The organism is Stenotrophomonas indicatrix (assembly GCF_050573115.1).
Lineage (GTDB): Bacteria > Pseudomonadota > Gammaproteobacteria > Xanthomonadales > Xanthomonadaceae > Stenotrophomonas > Stenotrophomonas lactitubi_A.
Window position 1 is genome coordinate 392,018 of sequence record NZ_JBNYZT010000002.1, and the last position, 20,520, is coordinate 412,537.

Sequence of the window (20,520 nt, forward strand, 5' to 3'; positions counted from 1 at the left end):
GACGCCGTGGAACAAGCGGCGTAGGGTACTACGCTCAGCGGAATTGTAGGGTCAGCAGGAAGTAGCGCCCCAGTGGATCGTCCAGCCCGGGCATCTGCCCGCCGCTGCCGACAAGGTAGTTCACCGGCCGCGTATCGAGCAGGTTGTGCACGTCCAGAGCGGCAATCACGCGCGGGCTCAGCCGGCGTGCCAGATGCAGGTTCCAGCGCAGCTGCGCAGGGTTCATGCAGCGGCGCTGGTCATGCTGCTCCTGCGTGCATGCTTCACCTGCCAGCCATGCGCGGGTGCGGCCGACGCGGTTGCCACGCAGGGCGATGTCCCAGGACGGGTTCTGCCACTGCACGTTGAGGATGCCCGCGTTCGCCGGCGTGGCATGCCCGCGCAGATCCACCGATTCGCCATGGCTGCGATCACGTCGCAGTTCCTGCTGCTTCAATGCATCCAGCGAGAACAGCCACTGCCCGTTGCGGCCGGCATCCACCCGGTACTCGCCACGCAGTACCCAGTTGCGCGAGGTGGTGCGGCCGATGTTGTCGAATGACAGGCGAAGATCACGCAGGCGGCCCTGCTCATCCAGCTCCCAGGTACCGGGATTCCACAGTGCATCGCTGGGTTGCAGGGCGAGGATCTCGTTGCGCAGCTCGACGATGTTGTGGGTCAGCGACAGCGAGAACACATCGTTGGGTGTCCAGCTTGCGGCCAGCGAGTGGCTGCGCGAGGTCTCCGCTTTCAGCGCATCGTTCTCGACCACCTCTACTTCCACCGCGCAGCCGCCACCGCGCAGCGGGCGCGCGCACGGCGGCAGGGAAGCCGATGCGGGCAGGGGATACAGGCCGAAGTAGCCCGGCGGTCGCCGCCGCTCGAAGATGCTGGGCGCGCGGTAGCCGCGGCCACTGGCCAGCAGGAACGACCAGTGCGGGCTCGGACTCCAGCGCAGGCCGGCACGCGGCGAGAACGCGGTGTCACCGCCATCGCGGTCCAGCCGCGCGGCCACGTCCAGGCGCAGTGTCGGCGCCAACGGCAGGCCCAGTTCGGCGTAGGCGGCGTTGCTCTGCCGCGACAGCCGGCGCTGCTCCATCGGCAGGCCCAGCGCCAACTCGCCCTTGCCCAGCAGCGGATCAGGCAACGAGGTCCAGCGCTCGTGGCGCAGATCGATGCCGGTCGCCAGTTGTGCTGCACCACCGGGCAGTGGCATCAGGGTGCGCTGCATGCCCCACCAGCCCTGCCACTGCTCGGTACGTCCGCGGTTGTGGATGGCCGGGAACAGCTCCTCTGCCAGCCCCGGCGGCAGGGTGGAAAAGCCGGGCAGGAAATCCAGCGTTCGTGCGGCTTCCAGCAGGCGCTCGCTGCGCACGGTGCCTTCGGTGCGCAGGTCCACCTGGCTGCGCTGCGCGCTGAGGCCGGCATCCCAGCTGCGGCCGGGGCGCTCACGGCCCATGCCGACCGTGAGGTCGCCTTCGGTGGCATGCACGCGCGGGCGTACTTCGCCGCCTTCCTGCAGCACCACATTGAGGATGGCACCGCGACTGAAATTGAGGGCGACGGCGGTCGGGCCCAGTTCAAAACGCTGGCGGTTGTGGCTGGCGCGTGCTTCCACATAGGCGTAGCGTCCGTCACCGCGTTCATGGCGATAGCGCAGGTAGCCGGATAGTGTTTCCGATGCTGGCTGCAGCGAGCGTGGGCGCGCGTTGTCGAACCAGCAGCCGTCGTCTTCGCGCTGCAACGGCGGATGGCACTGCGTGGCCGGATAGTAATCGCCGTTGGCCATGATCAGCCCGATCGGGTACAGCGAGGTTTCCGCATGCCAGTCGCGCTGGTCACCGGCCACATGCTGCAGGCGATGCAGGTCGATGCCGGCGAACCAGCGGTCGCCGCCATCGCGCACGCCCCCCGTTGCCGCCTGCAGCCGGTACTGATCGCCATCGCCACGGCTGCTGGCCCCCGATTGCAGCGTGGCCTCCGGCCCCTCGGCCTGGTCGCGCAGGATGATGTTGACCACGCCGGACATCGCGTCGGCGCCGTAGATGGCCGAAGCACCGCCACGCACCAGTTCGATGCGCTCGACGAAGCTGAGCGGAATGCCACCCAGATCGGTCAGCCCGCCTTCTTCCAGCGAGACCATCGGGTAGCGCGGCAGGCGCCGTCCGTTGACCAGGAACAGGGTCGCGCGCGGGCCCATGCCGTCCAGGCTGGTGGTGGCTGCTGCGCCGACCGGCAGGTACAGCGAGTCGCCACTGCGCGAGGTGCTCAGCGGCGGGTGGCCGTTCATGCCGGGCAGGTGGCGCAACAGGTCGAACAGCGTGCCGTAGCCGCTGCGCAGAATGTCTTCGCGGTCGATCACCGTTACCGGCAGCGTGGTCTGCACGGAGGTACGCGGCAACCGGCTGCCGGTGACATGGATCGGCGCCAGCTCCACCTGCACCGGCTTCGGTGGCGCGGGCGGCGGTGGTCGCCGTGCCGGCTGCGCCACCACTGCGGGTGGGGCCGCATGCCGGCGCACCACGAATCCGCCGCCGGGTGTCTGCAGGATGTTCACCGGCATGCCGGCGACGAGCTGCTTCAGTGCAGCTGCCGGCGCCAGCGAGCCAGCGACGCCGCCGGTGCGCAGGTCGGCCAGTTCACGCGTGTCGAACACCAGGGCAATGCCACTCTGGCGTGCCCATTGCTGCAGTGCCGGCGACAGGGCGCCGGGAGCGATGCGGTAGTCGACCTGCGCGATGGCTTCTGCTGCCGCCGCCGTTGCCGCCACACCGGGCAGCAGCGCAACGCACAACAGGGCCTGCAGCAGACCCCAGCGAAGCACGTTCCACCCGGACACGTCCCAGCGAAGCACGTCCGGCGCCGGCATCGGCCGCCGCCTCAGTAGGTGCGGCGCAGTTCCAGCGCGCCATCCGAGCGCGGCTGGCCAGCAATGGACCACCCCAGTTCCAGGGCGGAAAGCAGTTCATGCGCGTCGCCTGCACGGAAGGTGCCGCTGACCGCGAGGTCGGCAATATCCGGGTCGGCAACCACCAGTGGCGTGCTGCCATAGCGGTTCATGCGTTCGACCACGGTGGCCAGGGGCGTGCCGTCGAACACCAGATTGCCTTGTGGCCAGGCTTCGGCGGCGGCGGTCGAGGACAGCTGCGGGCCCGGTTGGATCTTGCCGGAGGCCAGGACCTGCAGCTGCTGGCCCGGCGAGAGCGTGTGCTGCGCGCTGCCACTGGTGACTTCCACCACGCCTTCCAGCAGCGCGACCTCGACCCGTCCGTCAGTCAGGCGTTCAACCTGGAAGGTGGTGCCGATATCACGGATCGAACTGCCGCCGGCCTGCACCCGCAGCGAGCGCGATGAGGGTTCGACCTGCAGCTGGATGCGGCCGTGTTCCAGCGCCAGCTCGCGCTTGCGCCAGCCGAAGCGTGCGGTGAGCGTGGTGCCGGCGTCGAGCGTGGCGATGCTGCCATCGGCCAGGGTGCGCTGCTGCGGCAGCAGGCTGGCGTTGGCATAAGTCAGCGGTGTGGGATTGCCATCGGTGTACAGCATCCAGCCCAGGCCAACGGCGAGGCAGACGCCTGCAGCGGCAGCGACACCGGGCAGCCAACGCCGCTGCGGTCTGCGTGCTGTGCGCGCGGCGGCGGTGCGCAGCCACGGGTCGCTGGCCAGGCTGGCACTGCGCTGGTGCAGCTTCTCGGCCTGTACCCATGCGCTGACGTGCGCGGGATCCTCGGCCAGCCAGTCCTCGAAGGATTGACGCTCTTCGGGGCTGCAGTCGGGGGCGTCCAGCCGGGCTACCCAGGCGCTTGCGTGTTCAAAAAGCAACGTGTCATCCCTGTTGTCGTTGCGGATCATTCGGTGTCTCCATCATTGTGGAGAGGATCGGGGCCCAGCTCCTTGCGCAGGCCCTGCAATGCACGGGCAATGTGTTTTTCCACGGTCTTGGCGGTGATGCCGCAATGCCGGGCGATCTGTGTATAGCTCATCCCGGTGATGCGGTTGAGCAGATACACCTCGCGGGCACGTTCGGGCAGCTTGAACAGTGCCTGGCGCAGCAGGGCGAGCATCTGCCCGGATTCTGCCTGACGCAGCGGATCAGGAGAAGCACTGGCGGCTTCTTCGTTGCCGTCGCGTTCGGTCAGTGACAGGTGGTTGCGCGATAGCGGAGAGCGTCCGCGGTCTGCCAGGCGGTTGCGGGCGATGCGGTACAGCAGCAGCCGCAGTTCCTCGGTGCTGTGCGCGCGGTAGCGGATCAAGCGCTCCATGCAGTCCTGGGCGATGTCCTCGGCATCCTCGGGGCCGACACCGCGGGCGCGCAGGAAAGCGCATAGCGGCGCACGTTCCTCGCGTACGAATGCGATGAAGATGTCCGGAACCCCGGGCAGATCCGGCGCAGGACGGAGCAAAGGGGAGGGCACGGACAGGGGAGGGCCTCGAACGACAATGACGGACGCGTCACCGAGTTTTACGCGACGGTGACCGGATGGGGAAGCCCACGTTTCTTCTGTATTTCCATTGTGAATGCATTCATGTTTTTTCTCGCCGCCGACTGGGGGCGTCCGCCCTGCTGTTGCGTTCTGCTTTCGACCCGCGTGGTGCGGGCGGAGAGAGAGAACGCAATGAAGCATTCGAAGTTGAGCATCGCCCTGGCAGGCCTGGTGGGTATCGCAACCCTGGGCCAGATGGATGACGTCATGGCAATGAATTATCACGTGCAGGGCGATCGCGTCGTGCTCAGCGGCGGTGTCACCTTCGCCGACGTGGTCGCGCTGCCCGCATTGCTGGCCAAGGCGCAGGCCGAAGGCCGGCCGATCCGCGAAGTCGTGCTGCGCACCTCCAACGGTGGCGCGCTGATCGCGGGCGAATGGCTGCAGGGAGTGATCCGCAGCAACGGCCTGAACACGATCGTGTCCGGCCACTGCATCTCGTCCTGCTCGATCATGCAGTCCGGTGGCGTCGAGCGTTACCTGGCCGGTGACCTGCCGCTGGTCGACTCGGTGCAGATCCACGCCGCCAGCAACAGTGGCAAGGTGATCTATACGCCGTCGCCGCGGATGACCGAGATCTACACCGGCAACTACGGCGGCGGCATGGATGCCGGGCTGCTGCACAAGGCCATGTACGAGGTGGTGCAGCCCAACGGCCTGCTGGTGTTCCGCGATCCGGCCCGGACCACCGGTCCGTCGGTCAGCTTCGATCCCGATGGCAGCGGCCGCAAGCTGGAGACCTTCCCCGGCCAGGACATCTACAGCAACAACATCATCACTGCCGGCGGCTACCGCGATCCGGGCGACACCCTGACCGTCACCGGCAATGTCAGCGGCGACATCAACCCGGGCTACCTGCGCACCGCTCGCCAGCTGCAGGCGTTCGTCGATGACGACTTCGCGCGCTGGAACGATACCGACTTCGCCACCACGTACATCAACTATGCGGTGAACATCTACAACCGCTCCAGCGCCGGCCCGAACGGCATCGGCCCGGCGTCAGTGCAGGATTACCTCAACGACCCGGGCACACGGCAGCTCCTGCTGGGCCAGTTGCGCCTGGATGAGCTGGATGCCTCCACGCTGGGCAACTCGGCCGGCGTGATCCGCGTCGCCAAGGGCGGCACCTGGCGCACTGCCGAAACCACCGGCGCCGATTTCATGCTGGTGGAGAACGGCACCATCGCCCTGGAAGGCGGTGCCCTGCGCACCCCGGAGCTGCGCGTGCTGGCGGCCGGCATGGTGGTCGGCCACGGCGACATCGCCTCGGTTGCCACCGACTCGAACGCACTGCTCGATGGCACCGGCCCCTCGTTCCGCGAGGATGGCTTCAACCGCCTGCGCGTGTACGGCACCCTGATGCCGCGTGGTGGTGACCTGGTCACCCACGGCTACGTCAACATCATGCCAGGCGGCAAGGTACTGTTCGACGTCACCGAGGCGGGCGGCACCAACAGTGGCCGCCTGCGTGTGGGCGACTTCTACGACAGCGGCACCAACGAGGGTGCACTGGTCATCTCGCCGGGCGCGCACCTGGAACTGAACGTGGCGCAGGGCTTCTACGCCGGCAACTACCAGCGCGAACTGGTGAGCGGCCCGATCTACCAGGGCGGTTTCACCGATGCGGTGCGCCTGGGCGACACCGGCTATACGGCCAGCATCACCAACGGCGAGGTGTTCCGGCCACGCCACAACTCGTTGCTGAGCTTCAACATCAAGCAGACCGCCGAGGGCCTGTCGCTGACCGCGAACCCCGGTTTCGACCAGCTCGCGCAGCTCACCGGCAGCAACGGCAACGACGGTCTCGGCCGTGCGCTGGCCACGGCCGGCCAGCGCCAGGATGCCGGCCTGAAGCCGCTGTTGGGGGCACTGCAGTTCGCTGACCGCGATCTGATCGCGCAGCAGGCCGGTGCGCTGCGCGGTGATGGGCATGCCAGCCTACGTTTGGCCGACAACGCGCTGGTCGGCAGCATTGGCAGCGTAGTGCAGCAGCACCAGGCCGCACGACGCAGCGGCAGCGGTGACGCCGGCGGCTTGGCCGCACAGGCAGCGCAGGCGGCTTCGGCGCAGCCGGGCATGGCCAATGGCAGCCTGTTCAACCAGTTGGCGATGCACTTGGTGGAGCCGGCGGGGGCGGGCGGTGGCAACACCGACTTCGGCGGCGAAGCACCACGCAACCACGGCCTCTGGGGCCGCGGCTTCGGCAGCCATGGCCGCATCGACGGTGAGGGCGGCGTGGCCGGCCTGAGCCATACCGTCGGCGGCATCGTGCTCGGTGCCGATACGCAGCTGGCCGACGACCGGGTGACCCTGGGTGTCAGCGTTGCCGCTGCGGACATGTCGACCAAGGGGCGCGATGGTTCCGGCTTCACTGCTGATGTGCGCGCGCTGGATGTGGGCGGCTACCTGGATGCCACCTACTCGCGTGGCTACCTCTCGGCCTCGGTGCGCTACACCGATCTGCGCCACGACACCCGCCGCAGCATCGAGGGCATCGACGGCCTGCAGGGCCCGCTGCGTGCCAAGTACAACAACGATGCGATCTCGGCCCGCCTGGAGCACGGCTTCTCGTTCACCACCGCCAAGGGTGTGGTGATCCAGCCGCTGCTGCCGGTGGTCGACTACGCGCGCACCTCGGCCACCCGTTTCAATGAAGGGCAGGGTGCTGGCGCGCTGGTCGGGCGTGGTGACAGCCTGGAAAGCATCCGCGTCGGCGCGGGCCTGCAGTTGTTCAAGACCTTCGAAGGCAACAACGGCGAGCGCATCACTCCGCGCGCGCGCGTGGTCTGGCAGAAGGAACTGGGCGACACCCAGGCCCGTTACAGCACCGGCTTCGCCGCTGCGCCGGACCTGGTATTCGGTGCCAGCAGCCAGACCGTGGGCGAGCAGGTGCTGGCCTGGAACCTGGGCGTGACCAGCCGCGCCAGCGATCGCCTGTCGGTGATGGTCGACTACGTGGGTGAGCGTCGCGACGGCCAGCTGCAGAACGGCGTGATGCTGGGCCTGGGCTATACGTTCTAAGGCAGTACCGGCACCGGCGGCTGTCACGCCGCCGGTGCCATCCCCATCGATGTGCGGGTGCGCTATGGTCGTGGCGGATTTCCGCGCAGACTTTCCCATGCAGATCGCTGTTTTGAGTGCCCGTCCCTACGATCGCCGCTTTATCGAGGAAGCCAACCTGCGCGAAGGGGCAGGGCAGCCGTTCCAGTTCGTGTACTTCGACGCCGCGCTGGATGTGCACACCGCCGCGCTGGCACAGGACTGCGCCGCCGTCTGCGTGTTCGTCAACGACAGGCTTGATGCACCGGTGCTGCAGGTCCTGCACGCACTGGGTGTGCGCGCGGTGCTGCTGCGCTGCGCCGGCTTCAACAATGTGGACCTGGCCAGCGCGAATGCGCTCGGACTGTTCGTCGCCCGCGTGCCGGCCTACTCGCCGGAAGCCGTCGCCGAACACGCACTGGCGCTGGTGATGACCCTCAACCGGCAGACCCATCGCGCCTACAACCGTGTGCGCGAAGGCAACTTCATGCTGGATGGTCTGCTCGGCCGCACCCTGTATGGCAAAACCGTGGGCATCGTCGGTACCGGCAAGATCGGGCTGGCCACCGCGCGCATCTTCCGCGGCATGGGCTGCACCGTGCTGGGGCACGATCCGTATCCTTCGCCGGCGTTCGCCGGGATCGGCGCGATGGTTGAACTGGACGAGCTGCTCTCGCGCTCGGACATCGTCTCACTGCATTGCCCGTTGACCCCGGATACGCAGCACCTGATCGACGACGCCTCGCTGGCGCGGATGAAGCCCGGCGCGATGCTGGTCAACACCTCGCGTGGCGGGCTGGTCGATACCCACGCGGTGATCCGCGCGCTGAAGTCGCGCCGGCTCGGCCACTTGGCCATCGACGTGTACGAGCAGGAAAGCGCGCTGTTCTTCCAGGACCTGTCCGGCGAGATCATCGACGATGAGGCCTTCCAGCGGCTGATGACCTTCCCCAACGTGCTGGTGACCGGCCACCAGGGCTTCTTCACCGTGGAGGCGCTGCAGGAGATCTCGGCGATCACGCTGGGCAACCTGGCCGATTTCGCGGCCGGGCGGGAGTGCGGCAACCGGGTGGGGGCGGGCTGAGGGCTCGGGTGGGTGGGCGTTTGACGGCAATCGTCACGACCGCATTGACCGCAGGGGTAGGGCGACCGTAAAATTGCCTGCTCAGCCGGAATAGCTCAGTTGGTAGAGCGGCGCATTCGTAATGCGTAGGTCGTAGGTTCGATTCCTATTTCCGGCACCAGTTGTAATGAAAAGCCCCGGCCTTGGTCGGGGCTTTTTGTTTGGCCGGCACGGCCGTTAGTAGTGCCGGCCGCTGGCCGGCTGCTTCAGTAGTGCCAGCCCATGGCTGGCAGTCATGAGCATCCCGTAGCCGTTCAATCCCTCGCGAGGCACCGCCCTCGGCTTCGCTGGTGCTTATAGTCAAGCGTCTTGTCCAACTCAAAATGGCCCCTTCGGCCTCAGCCTTGGAGTTGGATTCCGACAAAATCCCCCCTGCGTTACGAATGCCGAGCCGCGCTTCAAGGCTCTTTAAGGGACTGAAGGATGCGCAGGGTAGGGGGGGCTGCAGGCGGTGTGTCGACCCGCTTCAGGCGACTTGAAGATCGTATTCAAAAGTTCGGCGCCAAATGGAGATCTGTAAAATGACTGGTGAATTTGATGCGAGGGGGAAGAGGGATGTTGTCCTTCATATGCTTGGTCTGGCACTGATTGAGATAAGGGCCGCGGAATCGATGGATGTTGCATCGAGAATTGCAAGTATTTTTCATGCTGTCCCGGTGGCTCTCATCAATTGCGCTTCTGCTGAAGATTATGATAGGCAGCTCGAGGGTCTGATTCAGAGGTCGCGGTGCGTAGGGCTCGAGGCTTACATCCGCGAGGTGCAATCGACTGCGGAGCGGTCTGTTGCGAAAGCCCGGGCTGATGGTTGATGGCGTTGCAACCCTTGACTAGAGGAGGGCTGCCGGGAGCGCAAAATTAAAAGTCGAGGAGAAGAAGTGAATCAGGTTCTTCGAGGTTTTCTTGGCGCGCAGTTGGGCGGTGTTTTGCTGATGGGGGTGCTTTACTACATCTCTTTGCAGGCCGATAGACCCCACCCATTGAGTTCGTAGTTGAAGATCTGGGCTGGATATATATTGATATTTGGCATTTTTTCTTTGGTTGAGATCATAAAGAGACGGTGTCGGTAGTCCTGTCCTTGCAACCAGCCTCACCACCTGCAAGCCAGATGTATCGCCACCAGCGACCAACGCCCACGGCCAGCGCGACAAACAGCGAATGCCCCCAAGTGCACGAATTTGGTGCAGCGCCATGCTTTGGGAAGGGGCTGGACGATCCGCCATCCATAGCGCTGCAGCAGCACTATGTCTGCGGTGGAGACGCTGCCTCCTGCGACCAGAATATTCTTGCCGCCCGTTCACCCGATGAGGCCGACAAGGCGCTGCGGTATCCCTGGCCCTCTCCACCGGAGCTCGCCTACGCCGACCGGCGCGCAAGGCAGCTCAATCAGAAGATGCAGCCGGACGAGGAGTGGCCTTGCCCCTGAGGCCGAGGCCACTCGGAAACAAAGCTGCACTACTTAACGAATGCGATTGCCAGCAATCTGTCTGCCGAGTTGTCCACCAGCATGAACGGCTCGCCATCCTGATTGATCTCGAAACACGTTGCCGAGTCCGCCAAGGCAGGCAGTGCTCCTGCCGGGGCACAGATTGGAGAGAATGGCGTTTTTGTCGCTAGACAAATAGCCCCGGCGGCAAAAGCATCGACATCCCTGCAAATGGTGATAAGCCACATGAAACCCTGCACTACGATTGAACAACTCTCCGATGGGGTACGCTATTTACGGCTGCAACTGCAGGGTGCGGAGCTGGGTACATTGGCTGCTGGGCTCCGAGGACGTCGGCTTCTTGCATGCAGGATTCCCAAGATGCAGGCGGCGAGGTCGGCTTGGCAGGTCATCCTGGATTTTGATCCGGATATGTCCCTTGAATTGACATCTTCCAGTACCGTTGCTCAGGGATGGGATGAATTCGGGACGATAAACGTCGAAGTTCTGTCGAGAGGTGCTATTGAATCGACATGCGAATTGGACAATCTGGAGTTGCCGGAAGATCTCGATGTTGTCCGGGCCGAGATCGTGCGTTGGCAAGGCGGCGGACTGATCGTTGACTCCGGAATTCGTTTCCATTTCGCCGATGGCCGGACCCTCTCGGCCGTGGCGTTGGACGTGCCGGGAGCGCTTCTCTTGACCATGCCGGGAGAAGTCGCTCCAGCTTTTTGGCAGTTTCCTGCAGGGGAGTACTTTTTCGTCGCGATTGAATGAGCAAGATCGTTTTGTTCTTCCAGGAAAATCTCCTCATTCGAGCCAACTTCTTGACAGTCGCTGGCGATCGGCAATGCGTAGGTCGTAGGTTCAATTCCTATTTTCGGCACAAGTTGTAATGAAAAGCCCCGGCCTTGGTCGGGGATTTTTGTTTGGTGGGCACGGCCGTTGGTAGTGCCGGCCGCTGGCCGGCTGCTTCAGTAGTGCCAGCCCATGGCTGGCAGTCATGAGCATCCCGTAGCTGTTCAATCAGTCGCGAGGCATCCAATCGGTACCGGTATGCAAATGTAAATCCGTACAAGTTCAAAGATCCTGATGGACGCATTGTCGAGACCGTATGGGACGTTGCGAACATTGCGATGGGCGCGACGAGTGCCTACTCGAACTTTAGCCAAGGTAATGTGGGGGCGGGTATTGTCGACTCAATCGGTGTGGCGATTGATGCGACGGCAGCTGCAGTGCCCTTTGTTCCCGGAGGCGCGGGTACGGCAATCAAGGCCGCCAGGGGACTTGAGAAGGCTGTTGACGGTGCGCGCACAGCTGAAAAGCTCGGCGACGCGGGCAAGATGGTTGGAGATCTTCCAAAGCCACCCACGGGGCCGGGGGCAGTTCCAGTAGCACGACGAGACCCACAGCGGTTGTTCACTGATTCCGCACGAGAATCCAAGCGAGCTGAACAAGGTGGAAAGTGCGCGACGGGCTGCGGGACGTCAATTGATCGGAGCAATTCCGCCGGGCATCATGTCGAGCGACACGCCGACGGTGGTCCTACAACATCCTCCAATCATGCCGAGGTCTGTTTGGACTGCCACAAGCAATTGCACGGGAGAGATTAGCAATGAATGAGACGACCATAGCTAAAGATGGTGAGAACGAGATTGCGGTGCCGCAAGCTTGGCGGCCCACGCTCGCAGCCATCGTCGATGCTCTGATTCAAGGGGGCGAACCATCGCTACCGCAGGTAACCCTTCAGGCCCCAGATGTGTGGGCAAGCGCGCTAGAGAGCATTCGCGCGTATGGCGCACACTTGAAAAGGCTGCCAGATGAGTCCTGGAACTCTTCCGTCTGCATCTGGTATGGAGATTTTTGGAATGTTCTGGTTGATCTTTACACAGAAGAGGAGGGAAGGAGTGATCTAGTGCTTCAGGCTCACGTGTACGAAGTTGGTGATGGATATCGATACGAGGTGGTTTTGGTATACGTGCCGTAGAAGCCGTAGGTCTGTTCGAATTTCATCGGTTTTCAAATTAAGTGGTGACTGAATTGGCGGCTGCATGGGGCGGGGCTATGCCAAGAATTCTCGGTAGGTCGGTGAAATTAAGGATACAAAGCGACTGTCTGATTCATCGCACGTCAGAGCGCAACGGGCTCAGACGACTGGGCAAGAGCATGTCGTCGTAACGGGGACGAATACTAAGGTAAGCTCTACGGTGGAGCGGCAGTCGACAATTGTTCGACGAGATGACCTAGGACCTAAAAGATGACGCCTAAAGAAGAGGTCGCGAGAATACTCGAAGACATGCTGCAGTTCGCCAGAAAGATGCTTGTCGAACATGGAGAGTTTCACCCGTTTGGAGTTTGCTTGGCTTCCACTGGAGATATGGTGCAATCGGGCGTCCAGATTGATGGTGGAGGCGCCGCAGATCGGATGAGGTTGCTTGAGTCGGCACTTCAGGAACGGGAGGATGGCGCGATCGCGTACGGTTTAGCTTCCAGCGTATGGTTGCCGCAAAGTGACGATGTCGGATTCGATGCGGTCAAAGTATCCGTGGAGCATCGGGATGGATATTGTGCGGACGTTTTCTGCCCATATGACCTTTCTAGGAGTGATCCGCTGATCTTCGCCGAAATTTTTGCTCAACGCGGCGATCCAGTCTTTTTCATCCTGGCCTGCTGACGACGTGATGCACTGATCTTGGACGCCAGATATCTGCTGCCGCGGTTCATTCGGCGAATCACCGTCTCCAAGACGCAGCGATGGGTTGAGAGGCCTGAAGGTGAAGTGAAATGAATCGGTCTATCTCGTCCCGTCTGTATTCTCTGTTGGCTGAAATCGCAGCGAAGCACAGCTTTCACTTGCCTGAAGAGAGCATCAAGCACCTTGTCAAACAGGACCGCGAGTCGCTGATCGATGCATTGGTGCAAGAGTTTTCGGAGACCGGTTTGGGATCTGACGATGAGCCTAATCAACGAGGCGTCGAGATCGAAGAGATCATCGATTTCGTCGGCGCTATCGCTGATCAGACTGATGCGTCCAGCCGCTAGGCAATCGTTGATTTGGAGTCGTAGGCAACTGGTCGTAGGTTCGATACACGCCACAGTTGTGGGGCTTGAGCCGGAAGCAGTCAGTCGATTGTTTTCCCCTGCAGTATCCAATCCGGTTCCGGCCGTTGAAAGCTTGCAGAGGCCATAGATGTCTGAGCTCAGAATATTTGTCGACTTCAACAATATAGATTTTGATGGTTTCCTGAGGCTCAACCTAACGGGGACGCTGGAGGATCTGGGAAGAGAGCATATGGTTCTCGAAGAAGGGATGCCCGTGACAGGATCAGACGGTGATCTCACCGCTAAGATCATCGTTGTTGCGCCTGGAATAGAAGGAATATGGCGGGGAAAGATCGTTGGTGGTCCTTGGGAGAAGGGGGCATAAATGGGTGCCCGTTGTTGGTTAGTTTGGGAGATGCTCCCTGCCTGATCGGGGGAAGCAAGAGCCAGGCACAAATGACAGGCCAGTCAACTTCCCACCGGATCCTGCCCAAGGAGGGCGTTTTTGGTGGACGGTGAAAGCAACGCTCTTCCTTCTGGCCGGAATCGTGGGAACAGGACTTCTTGGGTCTGCTGGCGATTTGGACCCTGGGCTGTTGGATCGCTACCGGTCGCGTGAAGTCAGTCGGAGCTTTTTGTCTGGCCGGCACGGCTCCCCGTGAGACCTCGTCCCCTGGACCTCCAGCTCCCCCTATAATCGGCCGCGCAGATCACCTGCACCGGTTCACCCGCACGGAGGCTTCCCATCATGTCCATTGCCGCAATTCCCGATGTTTCGCTGGTCGACAACAGTGAGCAGCGCACGCCGCTGATCCTGGTGCTGGACTGCTCCGGCAGCATGAGCGGCGGCCCCATCGAGCAGTTGAATGCGGGCCTCAAGCTGTTGGAGCAGGAGCTGAAGGCCGATGTGATCGCGGCCAAGCGCGTGCGTGTGCTGCTGGTTGAATACGGTGGCATGGACAACGCCGCCATCAGTGGTGACTGGTGCGACGCGATGGATTTCGCTGCGCCCACGCTGTCGGCCAACGGCACCACGCCGACCGGTGCGGCGGTGGAACTGGCGCTGCAGGAAATCGAAGACGAGAAGGCGCGCTTCCGCCAGGCCGGTGTTGCCTACACCCGGCCGTGGCTGTTCCTGATGTCCGATGGCCAGCCCACCGATGCCTGGGAAGCGGTGGCGGAGCAGTGTCGCGATGCCGAGCAGCAGAACAAGGTGGCGGTGTTCCCGATCGCCGTCGGCAATGCTGACATGAGCGTGCTGGGTCAGTTCAGCCGTAATGGCGAGCGCGGCGTGAAGCGCCTGCAGGGCCTGCAGTTCAAGGAGCTGTTCCTGTGGCTGAGCGCGAGCATGCGGGTGGTCTCCAATTCGACGCCCGGTGGCCAGGTGCAACTGCCGGCCACCGACAGCTGGTCGCAAGTGCCGGTCTGACCATGGCCTGGCGCGTGATGGCCGCATCGGCCACGGGACGGTCCCATCTGGACCGCGGGCAGCCCTGCCAGGACGCCTATGCGTCGGTGCAGGTGGGGCAGACATTGGTCGCGGTGGTCTGCGACGGTGCAGGCTCCGCGTCGCACAGCGATGTGGGCGCCCGGCATGTGTCCAGCAGCGTGGCGGCGTCGGTTACCGGATCTGCCCAGCTCGGCGCCGATCCACTGGCACTGCCGGTGGAAGCGTTGCGCACCATCATCGAAACCGCCGTCGACGATGCGCGCGGTCAGCTGGCGATGCTTGCGCTGAGCCAGGGCCTGAAGCTCTCCGACCATGCCTGCACGCTGGTTGGGGCGGTCGCCACGCGTGATGGCGGCTGGTTCTTCCATGTCGGCGACGGCGTGGCCGCTTGTGCGTTCAGCAATGAGTCGCCCGATGCCGTGTCACTGCCTGCCAACGGCGAGTACGCCAACGAAACGTGGTTCGTGACCGGAGGCAACTGGCGCGAGCAGCTGCGGCTGACCCGCTTCGAAGGGGCCATCGACGCGCTGGTGCTGATGTCCGATGGCGTGCAGCCGTTTGCGATGTCGCGCGCGGGCGACAGCTTGTTCCAACCGTTCATCGCACCGGTGATCCGTTATCTGGCCGGCGTGGACGAGACCCACGGCAGCCAGGCGTTGCATGCCACGCTGGCTGACCCGCGCACCGATCAGATTACTGGCGACGACAAGACGTTGCTGGTCGCGTTGCCGGCCTGAGCACATGCCCGGGCGCAGCGGCGAAAAGGTCTACGACGCGCAGCGCAGACCGCTGACCCTGGAGCGGCTGCTCAAGAGTGGCGGTGCGGGCAGTGTGTTCACCCTCAAGGAGCGGCCGCGCGAAGTGGCCAAGCTCTACCATTCGGACAAGGACGCGCGCGTCTACGAGCGCAAGCTGCAGGCGATGCTGGAGCTGCAGCCGGACCTGCCGCCGATGGATGGGCAGGGCGCCGACCAGGTGCAGATTGCCTGGCCGCTGACTCTGCTGCGGGACCGCAGCGGGCGTTTCATCGGTTTCACCATGCCGATCCTGGATCTGTCGGGCACCAGCGATCTGGAACATGTGCTGCAGGAGAGGCAGGCGCGTGCCGAGGGCCTGCCCACCGGCCTGGGCGCAAAGATGACGCTGGCCGCCAACCTGGCGGTGATGCTGGCTGCGCTGCACCGGCGGCAGCACTATGTGGTCGACCTCAAGCCGCTGAACGTGCGGTTCTATCGCAGCACCTTGTTCATCGCGATGCTTGATTGCGATGGTTTCAGCATCCAAGGCAAGGGCGAGCGCTTCCCGGCCGGGCAGGTCACCACCGATTATCTGGCGTCCGAGTTCCAGCAGCCGGGGGTGAAGCCGGGCCAGGAGGAGGCGCAGGATCGCTTCGCGCTGGCGGTGATGGTGTTCCAGCTGCTCAATTCCGGACTGCATCCGTATGCGGGCCGGCCGCAGGGGGCGACGGTGCCCAGCGACCTGCCGGCGCGCATCGCCGCCAACCTGTACCCGTATGCGCGCGGCAAACCGCATCCGCGGATGTTGCCCTCGCCGGTCAGTGGGCATGAGATGTTCCCGCCGGCACTGCGCGACATGTTTGATCGTGCGTTCTCGACGCAGGCGCGGCGGCGGCCTTCGGCGCAGGAATGGGCCACGCTGCTGCTGGACTACGCGCGGCGCAACGCCGGGCAACTGGTGACGTGTGGCAAGGATGCGGCCCATCAGCATTTTGTCGGCATGCCGTGTGCCGCCTGCGCACGCGCCGAACTGCTGGCCGGCAGCGCACGCGCGTCGCAGACCCGCTCGCGGCAGAAGCCGGCCAAGGCCCGCAAGCAGCGCGCACGCACTGCCGCTCGCGGTAACCAGGCGCAGCCGGTGGCCGTACAGGCGTCGGCGGCAAGCGGTGTTCCCGGGGTGATGTCGCGGGTGACGATGGCGGTGATCGGCACGTTGCTGCTGGGCTGGGTGATGGGCTGGGGCATGCCGGCCTATCGCCGCTACAGCGCGCTGGTGGATCCAGGCATCTGGGATGGCGTGGGGCTGGCCGTGCAGATGGCCATGCTGGTGATCGCGATCCTGCTGTTCATCCTGTTCGTGCCGATGCTGATCATGAGCAAGCGCCCATGAAGCTGCTGGGTGTACTGGCCGTGCTGCTGCTGGCCCTGCTCGGGATGGCGCCGTTCTGGGGCGACCTCGGCGTGCTGGTCTACGGCTCGATCGGCTGGCTCGGACGGCTGCTGTCGAGCGGCGCGTTGAGCGATGGCAGAGCGGCACTGCGTGCAGCGCTGCTGATCGGCGGTGCGGTATCGGTGCTGTCGTTCCTGCGAGTGGCGGTGCAGGACCGGGCCGTGGACTATCTGATCGCGTCGGTGATGTTCGGCTTCCTGTCGTTCGTCATCTTTGTTGTCACCGGCATTTCCGATGGTGGGGCTGCGGGAGCGGGGAGCATGCAAGGAGCGCGCTCGGTCGTGGTCGGCGAAGATCGCACGACGGTTCCGCGCTGGTATTCGCGCGGGCATTTCGAGCGGGAAATGCTCAACAAGGTGCACGAAACAGCGCGTGCCGCTGCCCGCGGCGATCTGCAGCGGACGCAGGCGCTGATGCAGGAGCTGGATCTGTGGGCGCGCAATGGCCCGGCGCTGCGCGAAGACCGCACGGAGTACGAGCGCCTGCGCGCGGCGTACAACGAGACCATCGAGACCCTTGCTGCCCGTTCCGGCCGTCGCACGCAAAGGACGGGAGGGCTGGCCAGCGACGCGGGCGCGATGGTGGAGCGGCTTACCGCCGAGGAAGCGCGTGAGGTGGAACTGAAGCAGATCGAGCTGCTGCAGCAGATGTGGAAACTCTCGCCGTCGAGTACGTCGGTTGCAATGCGCCTGCTGGCGACGGATCTGCAAGAGCTGGCGATCCGCTCACGTTGGTCGCCGCGCAAGACATTCGACCGTGAGGGCGACGCGGCACTGGAAGAGCGCCTGTGGCGCGTCCACGGTACGCAGGAGGTGTTGTTCGCCTATGCACCGCTGGAGGAGCGCCTGTGGAATGCCTACGCGTCGACGATGGTCGACACGGACGAAGAGCTCGCGCTGGGCGCGCTGGTGATCGCCGGGCTGATCGACCGCAGCGACAAGACCGCCTCGGCTGATCCGGCCCGGTTCGACGTCAATACACTGCTGCTTGGCAGCGACGTGTTCATGCTCTCGACGCTGCTGGCCAGCGCCTCCGAAGACCGCATGGAGATCCTGAAGGCGCGCGCGACGCTGCTGCTGGGCGATGATGATCGGCAGGCAAAGGCAGGCAAAGGCGAGGCTCCGGACGCCACCGGCACCGCTGCAGACCCGGCGGGCCCGGTGGTCTCGGAGCCTTCACCGCCGGCAACTTCGAAAGCGGACATCGCCAGGCAGGCGCAACGCGCGATGCCGCCAGCGGGGATGCTGGTTGATCGCAAGGGCCTGGCGCTGCGTACGTCGCCACTGCTGCCGCCGCCGTCGCCACCTGCCGAGTATGGGCAGGTGCTGGTCGACCTGCCCGCCGCCGGGTTCAAGGACCTGCGCCACGGCATCCCGCTGCGCGCGCCTGTGCAGGCCGACAGCACGGTGACCCTGCAGGTGGATGTCTGGCAGAGCGGCGTGGTCACCTCGGTGCTGATTGAAAGCAGCAGTGGCAGTGCCGTGCTGGATGAGGCCGCGCGCCAGGGCGCGCGCACCTGGCACAGCGCGTCGAAGGTGCTCACGGGCGGCGAGCGCAGGCAGGTAACGGTCGTGTTCAAAGCGCCCGTGGCTGCCGCACCACCGCCGGTGACCGTGGACGCACCATCACCGATGGCCGTGAGCCCGCCGCCGCCGCAGTTGAATCCCGAACAGGCGCTCGGCGCGCAGCTGGCGGCGATGGCGCGCCGGCAGCCGCCGCGTTATCCGCGTGGTGACGGGGAGACGGCGCCGGAGGGCAGCGTCGAGCTGCTGATCACTCTGTCAGCCGAGGGCCGCGTGCTCGATGTGAGCGTGGACCGCAGCAGCGGGCACCCAGCGCTGGATCGCGCCGCCCGTGAGGCTGCGCTGAAATGGCACGTCACTCCCACACGGCCGGTGACCACGGTCAAGCAGATCATCCTGCGTGTGCCGGTGCGGTTCCAGGGCGGATAGCGGGGGCATGGCACGGGTCGGAGGCAGTGCTCGCTTCATCGACTGGCTTCGTTCGCAGGCCCCTTCAGTTCCACCGTGTTGCCGTCCGGATCCTTGAAGTACAACGACAAGCCATCGCCCTCGGCGCCGAAGTTGACCTCGGCCGGCCCCAGCACCGGCACGCCGTGTGCAGCAAGGTGGGCGACCAGTGCGGTTTCGTCGAAGGGCTCGACGCGCAGGCACAGGTGGTCGACGTTGCGGCCTTCGCTGCCCGGCCAGCTACCGCCGTGGCGACCGAGCGTGCCGTCCAGACTGATCAGATCGATCATCGACGCACCCGCGCGCAGGTGCACCAGGCCCAGGTGTTCGCGCCGCCGCACCACAGCGCACCCCAGCACCTGGCCATAGAAGGCTTCGCTGCGGGTCAGCTCGCGCACCCGCAGCACCACGTGGTCGATGCGTTCAACGCTGAAGGGTCTGTCCATGCCGGGTTCCTCGAAGAAAGGGAGCTCAAGACTTGCTGAACCTGTTCAGTCGACTTTGCCGAACGAGGGGCCTCGTCATCGCCATGGTGGATGCTACGCTGCCGTCCCCGCACGTTCTGCCCGCCACAATGGCGTGGTGCGACAACGTGTCGCAGCCAGATCCGGGCCTTTCCTGCGCCTGATCATTGTCAATGCCTTTCTTAAATGGTGGGTGACGGCCTAAAATTGAAAGGCTGACTCGACCCCACCTTACCTGCCTGTCTTCTGGACGGGTGGGCCCGGCTTTGGCCGGTGCGGGCAGGACGGGGAACGGCATTCCCTCGCAATTGGATCGACCGATGATTCCGTTGAAAACCCTTGGGCGCTGGTTGCGCCCGGGCTTGCTGCTCGCATTGCTGGTGATGCTCACCGGCTGCGATGCCGTGGCCATCCTCAGTCCGAAGGGCCAGATCGGCCAGGATGAAAAGACACTGCTGATCACGGCCACCGTGCTCATGCTGCTGGTCGTCATCCCGGTCATCATCATGACCCTGACCTTCGCGTGGAAGTATCGCGCCTCCAACACCAAGGCCCGTTACGAGCCGAAGTGGTCCCACTCGACGGCGATCGAGGTGGTGGTGTGGTCGATCCCCTGCATGATCGTGCTGGTCCTGGCAGTGCTGACCTGGCGGTCCTCGCACGCGCTGGATCCGTACAAGCCCCTGGAATCGGACGTCAAGCCGGTCACCATCCAGGCGATCTCGCTGGACTGGAAGTGGCTGTTCATCTATCCGGAAGAGAAGATCGCGGTCGTCAACGAGATCAAGTTCCCGGTCAACACCCCGCTGAACTTCGAGATCACCTCCGATACGGTGATGAATGCGTTCTTCATCCCGCACCTGGGCAGCATGATCTATTCGATGGCGGCGATGGAGACCAAGCTCCACCTGATCGCCAACGAACTGGGTGAATTCCCGGGCATGTCCTCGCACTACAGCGGTGCAGGCTTCGCCAAGATGCATTTCACTGCCTACTCGGTCACCGATGCGCAGTACCGCCAGTGGCTGGAGCAGGTCCGTGCCGGCGAGCAGACCCTGGACAAGGCCTCGTTCAAGGCGCTGGGCGAAGCGAAGAATTCCGAGTGGTACCCGGTCACCTACTTCGGCAAGGTTGAAGAGAACCTGTTCGATTGGGTTCTGGCCAAGCACATGGGCGACAACAAGCACTACGGCATGAAGCATTCCCACGCCGGTGCCGCTGCTGCCGACGCTGCCAGCCATGAAGCGCACGAGGGCCATGCCCCGAGCGAGGCCCACGATTCCAAGGAATCCGGTGAGAACCTGGATGCCACCGAACACGAACACGCAGGCCATGCCGGCCACGCGGGTTCGGGAGAATGAA

Annotated in this window: 18 protein-coding genes and 1 tRNA gene; 14 read left to right on the plus strand and 5 right to left on the minus strand. The window is 64.2% G+C overall.

Annotated elements, in window-relative coordinates; all coding sequences use genetic code 11:
- Positions 1 to 34: 34 nt before the first annotated feature.
- From ACQ5SA_RS07795 to ACQ5SA_RS07805, 3 genes are read right to left on the minus strand one after another with little or no spacing between them, the layout of a single operon-like run.
- On the minus strand, positions 35 to 2,848 hold the full coding sequence (locus ACQ5SA_RS07795; protein WP_353098639.1) for a TonB-dependent receptor domain-containing protein: 2,814 nt from the start codon (positions 2,846 to 2,848) through the stop codon (positions 35 to 37).
- 11 nt (positions 2,849 to 2,859) lie between these two features.
- On the minus strand, positions 2,860 to 3,828 hold the full coding sequence (locus ACQ5SA_RS07800) for a FecR family protein (RefSeq protein WP_353098638.1): 969 nt from the start codon (positions 3,826 to 3,828) through the stop codon (positions 2,860 to 2,862).
- Positions 3,825 to 4,379, minus strand: a complete 555-nt coding sequence (locus ACQ5SA_RS07805) for an RNA polymerase sigma factor (RefSeq protein WP_353098637.1) — start codon at positions 4,377 to 4,379, stop codon at positions 3,825 to 3,827. Before ACQ5SA_RS07805 ends, ACQ5SA_RS07800 begins: the two co-directional genes overlap by 4 nt.
- A gap of 213 nt (positions 4,380 to 4,592) precedes the next feature.
- On the opposite strand from ACQ5SA_RS07805, the gene ACQ5SA_RS07810 reads away from it, so the two are divergent.
- The 3 genes from ACQ5SA_RS07810 (at position 4,593) to ACQ5SA_RS07820 (ending at position 8,743) form a co-directional block, all read left to right on the plus strand.
- Positions 4,593 to 7,481, plus strand: coding sequence for an autotransporter domain-containing protein (locus ACQ5SA_RS07810; protein ID WP_499313850.1), 2,889 nt, complete (start codon positions 4,593 to 4,595; stop codon positions 7,479 to 7,481).
- A gap of 97 nt (positions 7,482 to 7,578) precedes the next feature.
- Positions 7,579 to 8,583, plus strand: coding sequence for a 2-hydroxyacid dehydrogenase (locus ACQ5SA_RS07815; RefSeq protein ID WP_499313852.1), 1,005 nt, complete (start codon positions 7,579 to 7,581; stop codon positions 8,581 to 8,583).
- Between the two features lie 84 nt (positions 8,584 to 8,667).
- Positions 8,668 to 8,743 (plus strand) — tRNA-Thr (locus ACQ5SA_RS07820).
- Positions 8,744 to 9,449: 706 nt separating this feature from the next.
- Here the strand turns inward: ACQ5SA_RS07820 and ACQ5SA_RS07825 are convergent.
- Entirely contained in the window at positions 9,450 to 9,842 is a 393-nt protein-coding gene (locus ACQ5SA_RS07825) for a hypothetical protein (RefSeq protein ID WP_353098634.1), read from the minus strand.
- A 449-nt stretch (positions 9,843 to 10,291) separates the two neighbouring features.
- Between ACQ5SA_RS07825 and ACQ5SA_RS07830 the strand changes: the two genes are divergently transcribed.
- The 10 genes from ACQ5SA_RS07830 to ACQ5SA_RS07875 all read left to right on the plus strand — a co-directional run bounded on the left by ACQ5SA_RS07830 (position 10,292) and on the right by ACQ5SA_RS07875 (position 18,676).
- The gene (locus tag ACQ5SA_RS07830; protein ID WP_499313853.1) at positions 10,292 to 10,822 is read left to right on the plus strand and encodes a hypothetical protein; all 531 of its coding nucleotides are present in this window, start codon (positions 10,292 to 10,294) and stop codon (positions 10,820 to 10,822) included.
- Between the two features lie 248 nt (positions 10,823 to 11,070).
- Complete coding sequence (locus ACQ5SA_RS07835) at positions 11,071 to 11,658, plus strand: HNH endonuclease (RefSeq protein WP_499314011.1); 588 nt, start codon at positions 11,071 to 11,073, stop codon at positions 11,656 to 11,658.
- Positions 11,659 to 11,660: 2 nt separating this feature from the next.
- A complete protein-coding gene (locus ACQ5SA_RS07840) occupies positions 11,661 to 12,032 on the plus strand; it encodes a DUF7668 domain-containing protein (protein WP_353098632.1) in 372 nt (123 codons plus the stop codon).
- Positions 12,033 to 12,302: 270 nt separating this feature from the next.
- Positions 12,303 to 12,719 carry a hypothetical protein gene (locus tag ACQ5SA_RS07845; protein ID WP_353098631.1) on the plus strand — a complete coding sequence of 139 codons (417 nt, stop codon included), beginning with the start codon at positions 12,303 to 12,305 and terminating at the stop codon, positions 12,717 to 12,719.
- Positions 12,720 to 12,829: 110 nt separating this feature from the next.
- Positions 12,830 to 13,087 (plus strand): hypothetical protein, encoded by a 258-nt coding sequence (locus ACQ5SA_RS07850; RefSeq protein ID WP_353098630.1) that lies wholly within the window; start codon positions 12,830 to 12,832, stop codon positions 13,085 to 13,087.
- Between the two features lie 148 nt (positions 13,088 to 13,235).
- A complete protein-coding gene (locus ACQ5SA_RS07855) occupies positions 13,236 to 13,472 on the plus strand; it encodes a hypothetical protein (RefSeq protein ID WP_353098629.1) in 237 nt (78 codons plus the stop codon).
- Positions 13,473 to 13,835: 363 nt separating this feature from the next.
- Positions 13,836 to 14,516 (plus strand): vWA domain-containing protein, encoded by a 681-nt coding sequence (locus ACQ5SA_RS07860; RefSeq protein WP_180163983.1) that lies wholly within the window; start codon positions 13,836 to 13,838, stop codon positions 14,514 to 14,516.
- A gap of 2 nt (positions 14,517 to 14,518) precedes the next feature.
- Positions 14,519 to 15,274: a PP2C family serine/threonine-protein phosphatase gene (locus tag ACQ5SA_RS07865; protein ID WP_353098628.1), complete on the plus strand. Its 756-nt coding sequence runs from the start codon at positions 14,519 to 14,521 to the stop codon at positions 15,272 to 15,274.
- A gap of 4 nt (positions 15,275 to 15,278) precedes the next feature.
- A complete protein-coding gene (locus ACQ5SA_RS07870; protein ID WP_499313857.1) occupies positions 15,279 to 16,664 on the plus strand; it encodes a hypothetical protein in 1,386 nt (461 codons plus the stop codon).
- Entirely contained in the window at positions 16,661 to 18,676 is a 2,016-nt protein-coding gene (locus ACQ5SA_RS07875; RefSeq protein WP_499313858.1) for an energy transducer TonB family protein, read from the plus strand. Before ACQ5SA_RS07870 ends, ACQ5SA_RS07875 begins: the two co-directional genes overlap by 4 nt.
- A gap of 35 nt (positions 18,677 to 18,711) precedes the next feature.
- Here the strand turns inward: ACQ5SA_RS07875 and ACQ5SA_RS07880 are convergent, their stop codons facing one another.
- Positions 18,712 to 19,140 (minus strand): VOC family protein, encoded by a 429-nt coding sequence (locus tag ACQ5SA_RS07880; RefSeq protein WP_499313859.1) that lies wholly within the window; start codon positions 19,138 to 19,140, stop codon positions 18,712 to 18,714.
- A gap of 338 nt (positions 19,141 to 19,478) precedes the next feature.
- On the opposite strand from ACQ5SA_RS07880, the gene cyoA reads away from it, so the two are divergent.
- Entirely contained in the window at positions 19,479 to 20,519 is a 1,041-nt protein-coding gene (cyoA, locus tag ACQ5SA_RS07885) for a ubiquinol oxidase subunit II (protein WP_499313861.1), read from the plus strand.
- The last annotated feature ends 1 nt before the right edge of the window (position 20,520 follow it).

What these genes read in the sequence shown, in the direction of transcription:
- ACQ5SA_RS07795 (WP_353098639.1), bottom strand. Translation starts at nt 2,848, where the DNA reads ATGCCGGCGCCGGACGTGCTTCGCTGGGACGTGTCCGGGTGGAACGTG.
- ACQ5SA_RS07800 (WP_353098638.1), bottom strand. Translation starts at nt 3,828, where the DNA reads ATGATCCGCAACGACAACAGGGATGACACGTTGCTTTTTGAACACGCA.
- ACQ5SA_RS07810 (WP_499313850.1), top strand. Translation starts at nt 4,593, where the DNA reads ATGAAGCATTCGAAGTTGAGCATCGCCCTGGCAGGCCTGGTGGGTATC.
- ACQ5SA_RS07815 (WP_499313852.1), top strand. Translation starts at nt 7,579, where the DNA reads ATGCAGATCGCTGTTTTGAGTGCCCGTCCCTACGATCGCCGCTTTATC.
- ACQ5SA_RS07825 (WP_353098634.1), bottom strand. Translation starts at nt 9,842, where the DNA reads ATGGCGGATCGTCCAGCCCCTTCCCAAAGCATGGCGCTGCACCAAATT.
- ACQ5SA_RS07830 (WP_499313853.1), top strand. Translation starts at nt 10,292, where the DNA reads ATGAAACCCTGCACTACGATTGAACAACTCTCCGATGGGGTACGCTAT.
- ACQ5SA_RS07840 (WP_353098632.1), top strand. Translation starts at nt 11,661, where the DNA reads ATGAATGAGACGACCATAGCTAAAGATGGTGAGAACGAGATTGCGGTG.
- ACQ5SA_RS07845 (WP_353098631.1), top strand. Translation starts at nt 12,303, where the DNA reads ATGACGCCTAAAGAAGAGGTCGCGAGAATACTCGAAGACATGCTGCAG.
- ACQ5SA_RS07850 (WP_353098630.1), top strand. Translation starts at nt 12,830, where the DNA reads ATGAATCGGTCTATCTCGTCCCGTCTGTATTCTCTGTTGGCTGAAATC.
- ACQ5SA_RS07855 (WP_353098629.1), top strand. Translation starts at nt 13,236, where the DNA reads ATGTCTGAGCTCAGAATATTTGTCGACTTCAACAATATAGATTTTGAT.
- ACQ5SA_RS07860 (WP_180163983.1), top strand. Translation starts at nt 13,836, where the DNA reads ATGTCCATTGCCGCAATTCCCGATGTTTCGCTGGTCGACAACAGTGAG.
- ACQ5SA_RS07865 (WP_353098628.1), top strand. Translation starts at nt 14,519, where the DNA reads ATGGCCTGGCGCGTGATGGCCGCATCGGCCACGGGACGGTCCCATCTG.
- ACQ5SA_RS07870 (WP_499313857.1), top strand. Translation starts at nt 15,279, where the DNA reads ATGCCCGGGCGCAGCGGCGAAAAGGTCTACGACGCGCAGCGCAGACCG.
- ACQ5SA_RS07875 (WP_499313858.1), top strand. Translation starts at nt 16,661, where the DNA reads ATGAAGCTGCTGGGTGTACTGGCCGTGCTGCTGCTGGCCCTGCTCGGG.
- ACQ5SA_RS07880 (WP_499313859.1), bottom strand. Translation starts at nt 19,140, where the DNA reads ATGGACAGACCCTTCAGCGTTGAACGCATCGACCACGTGGTGCTGCGG.
- cyoA (WP_499313861.1), top strand. Translation starts at nt 19,479, where the DNA reads ATGATTCCGTTGAAAACCCTTGGGCGCTGGTTGCGCCCGGGCTTGCTG.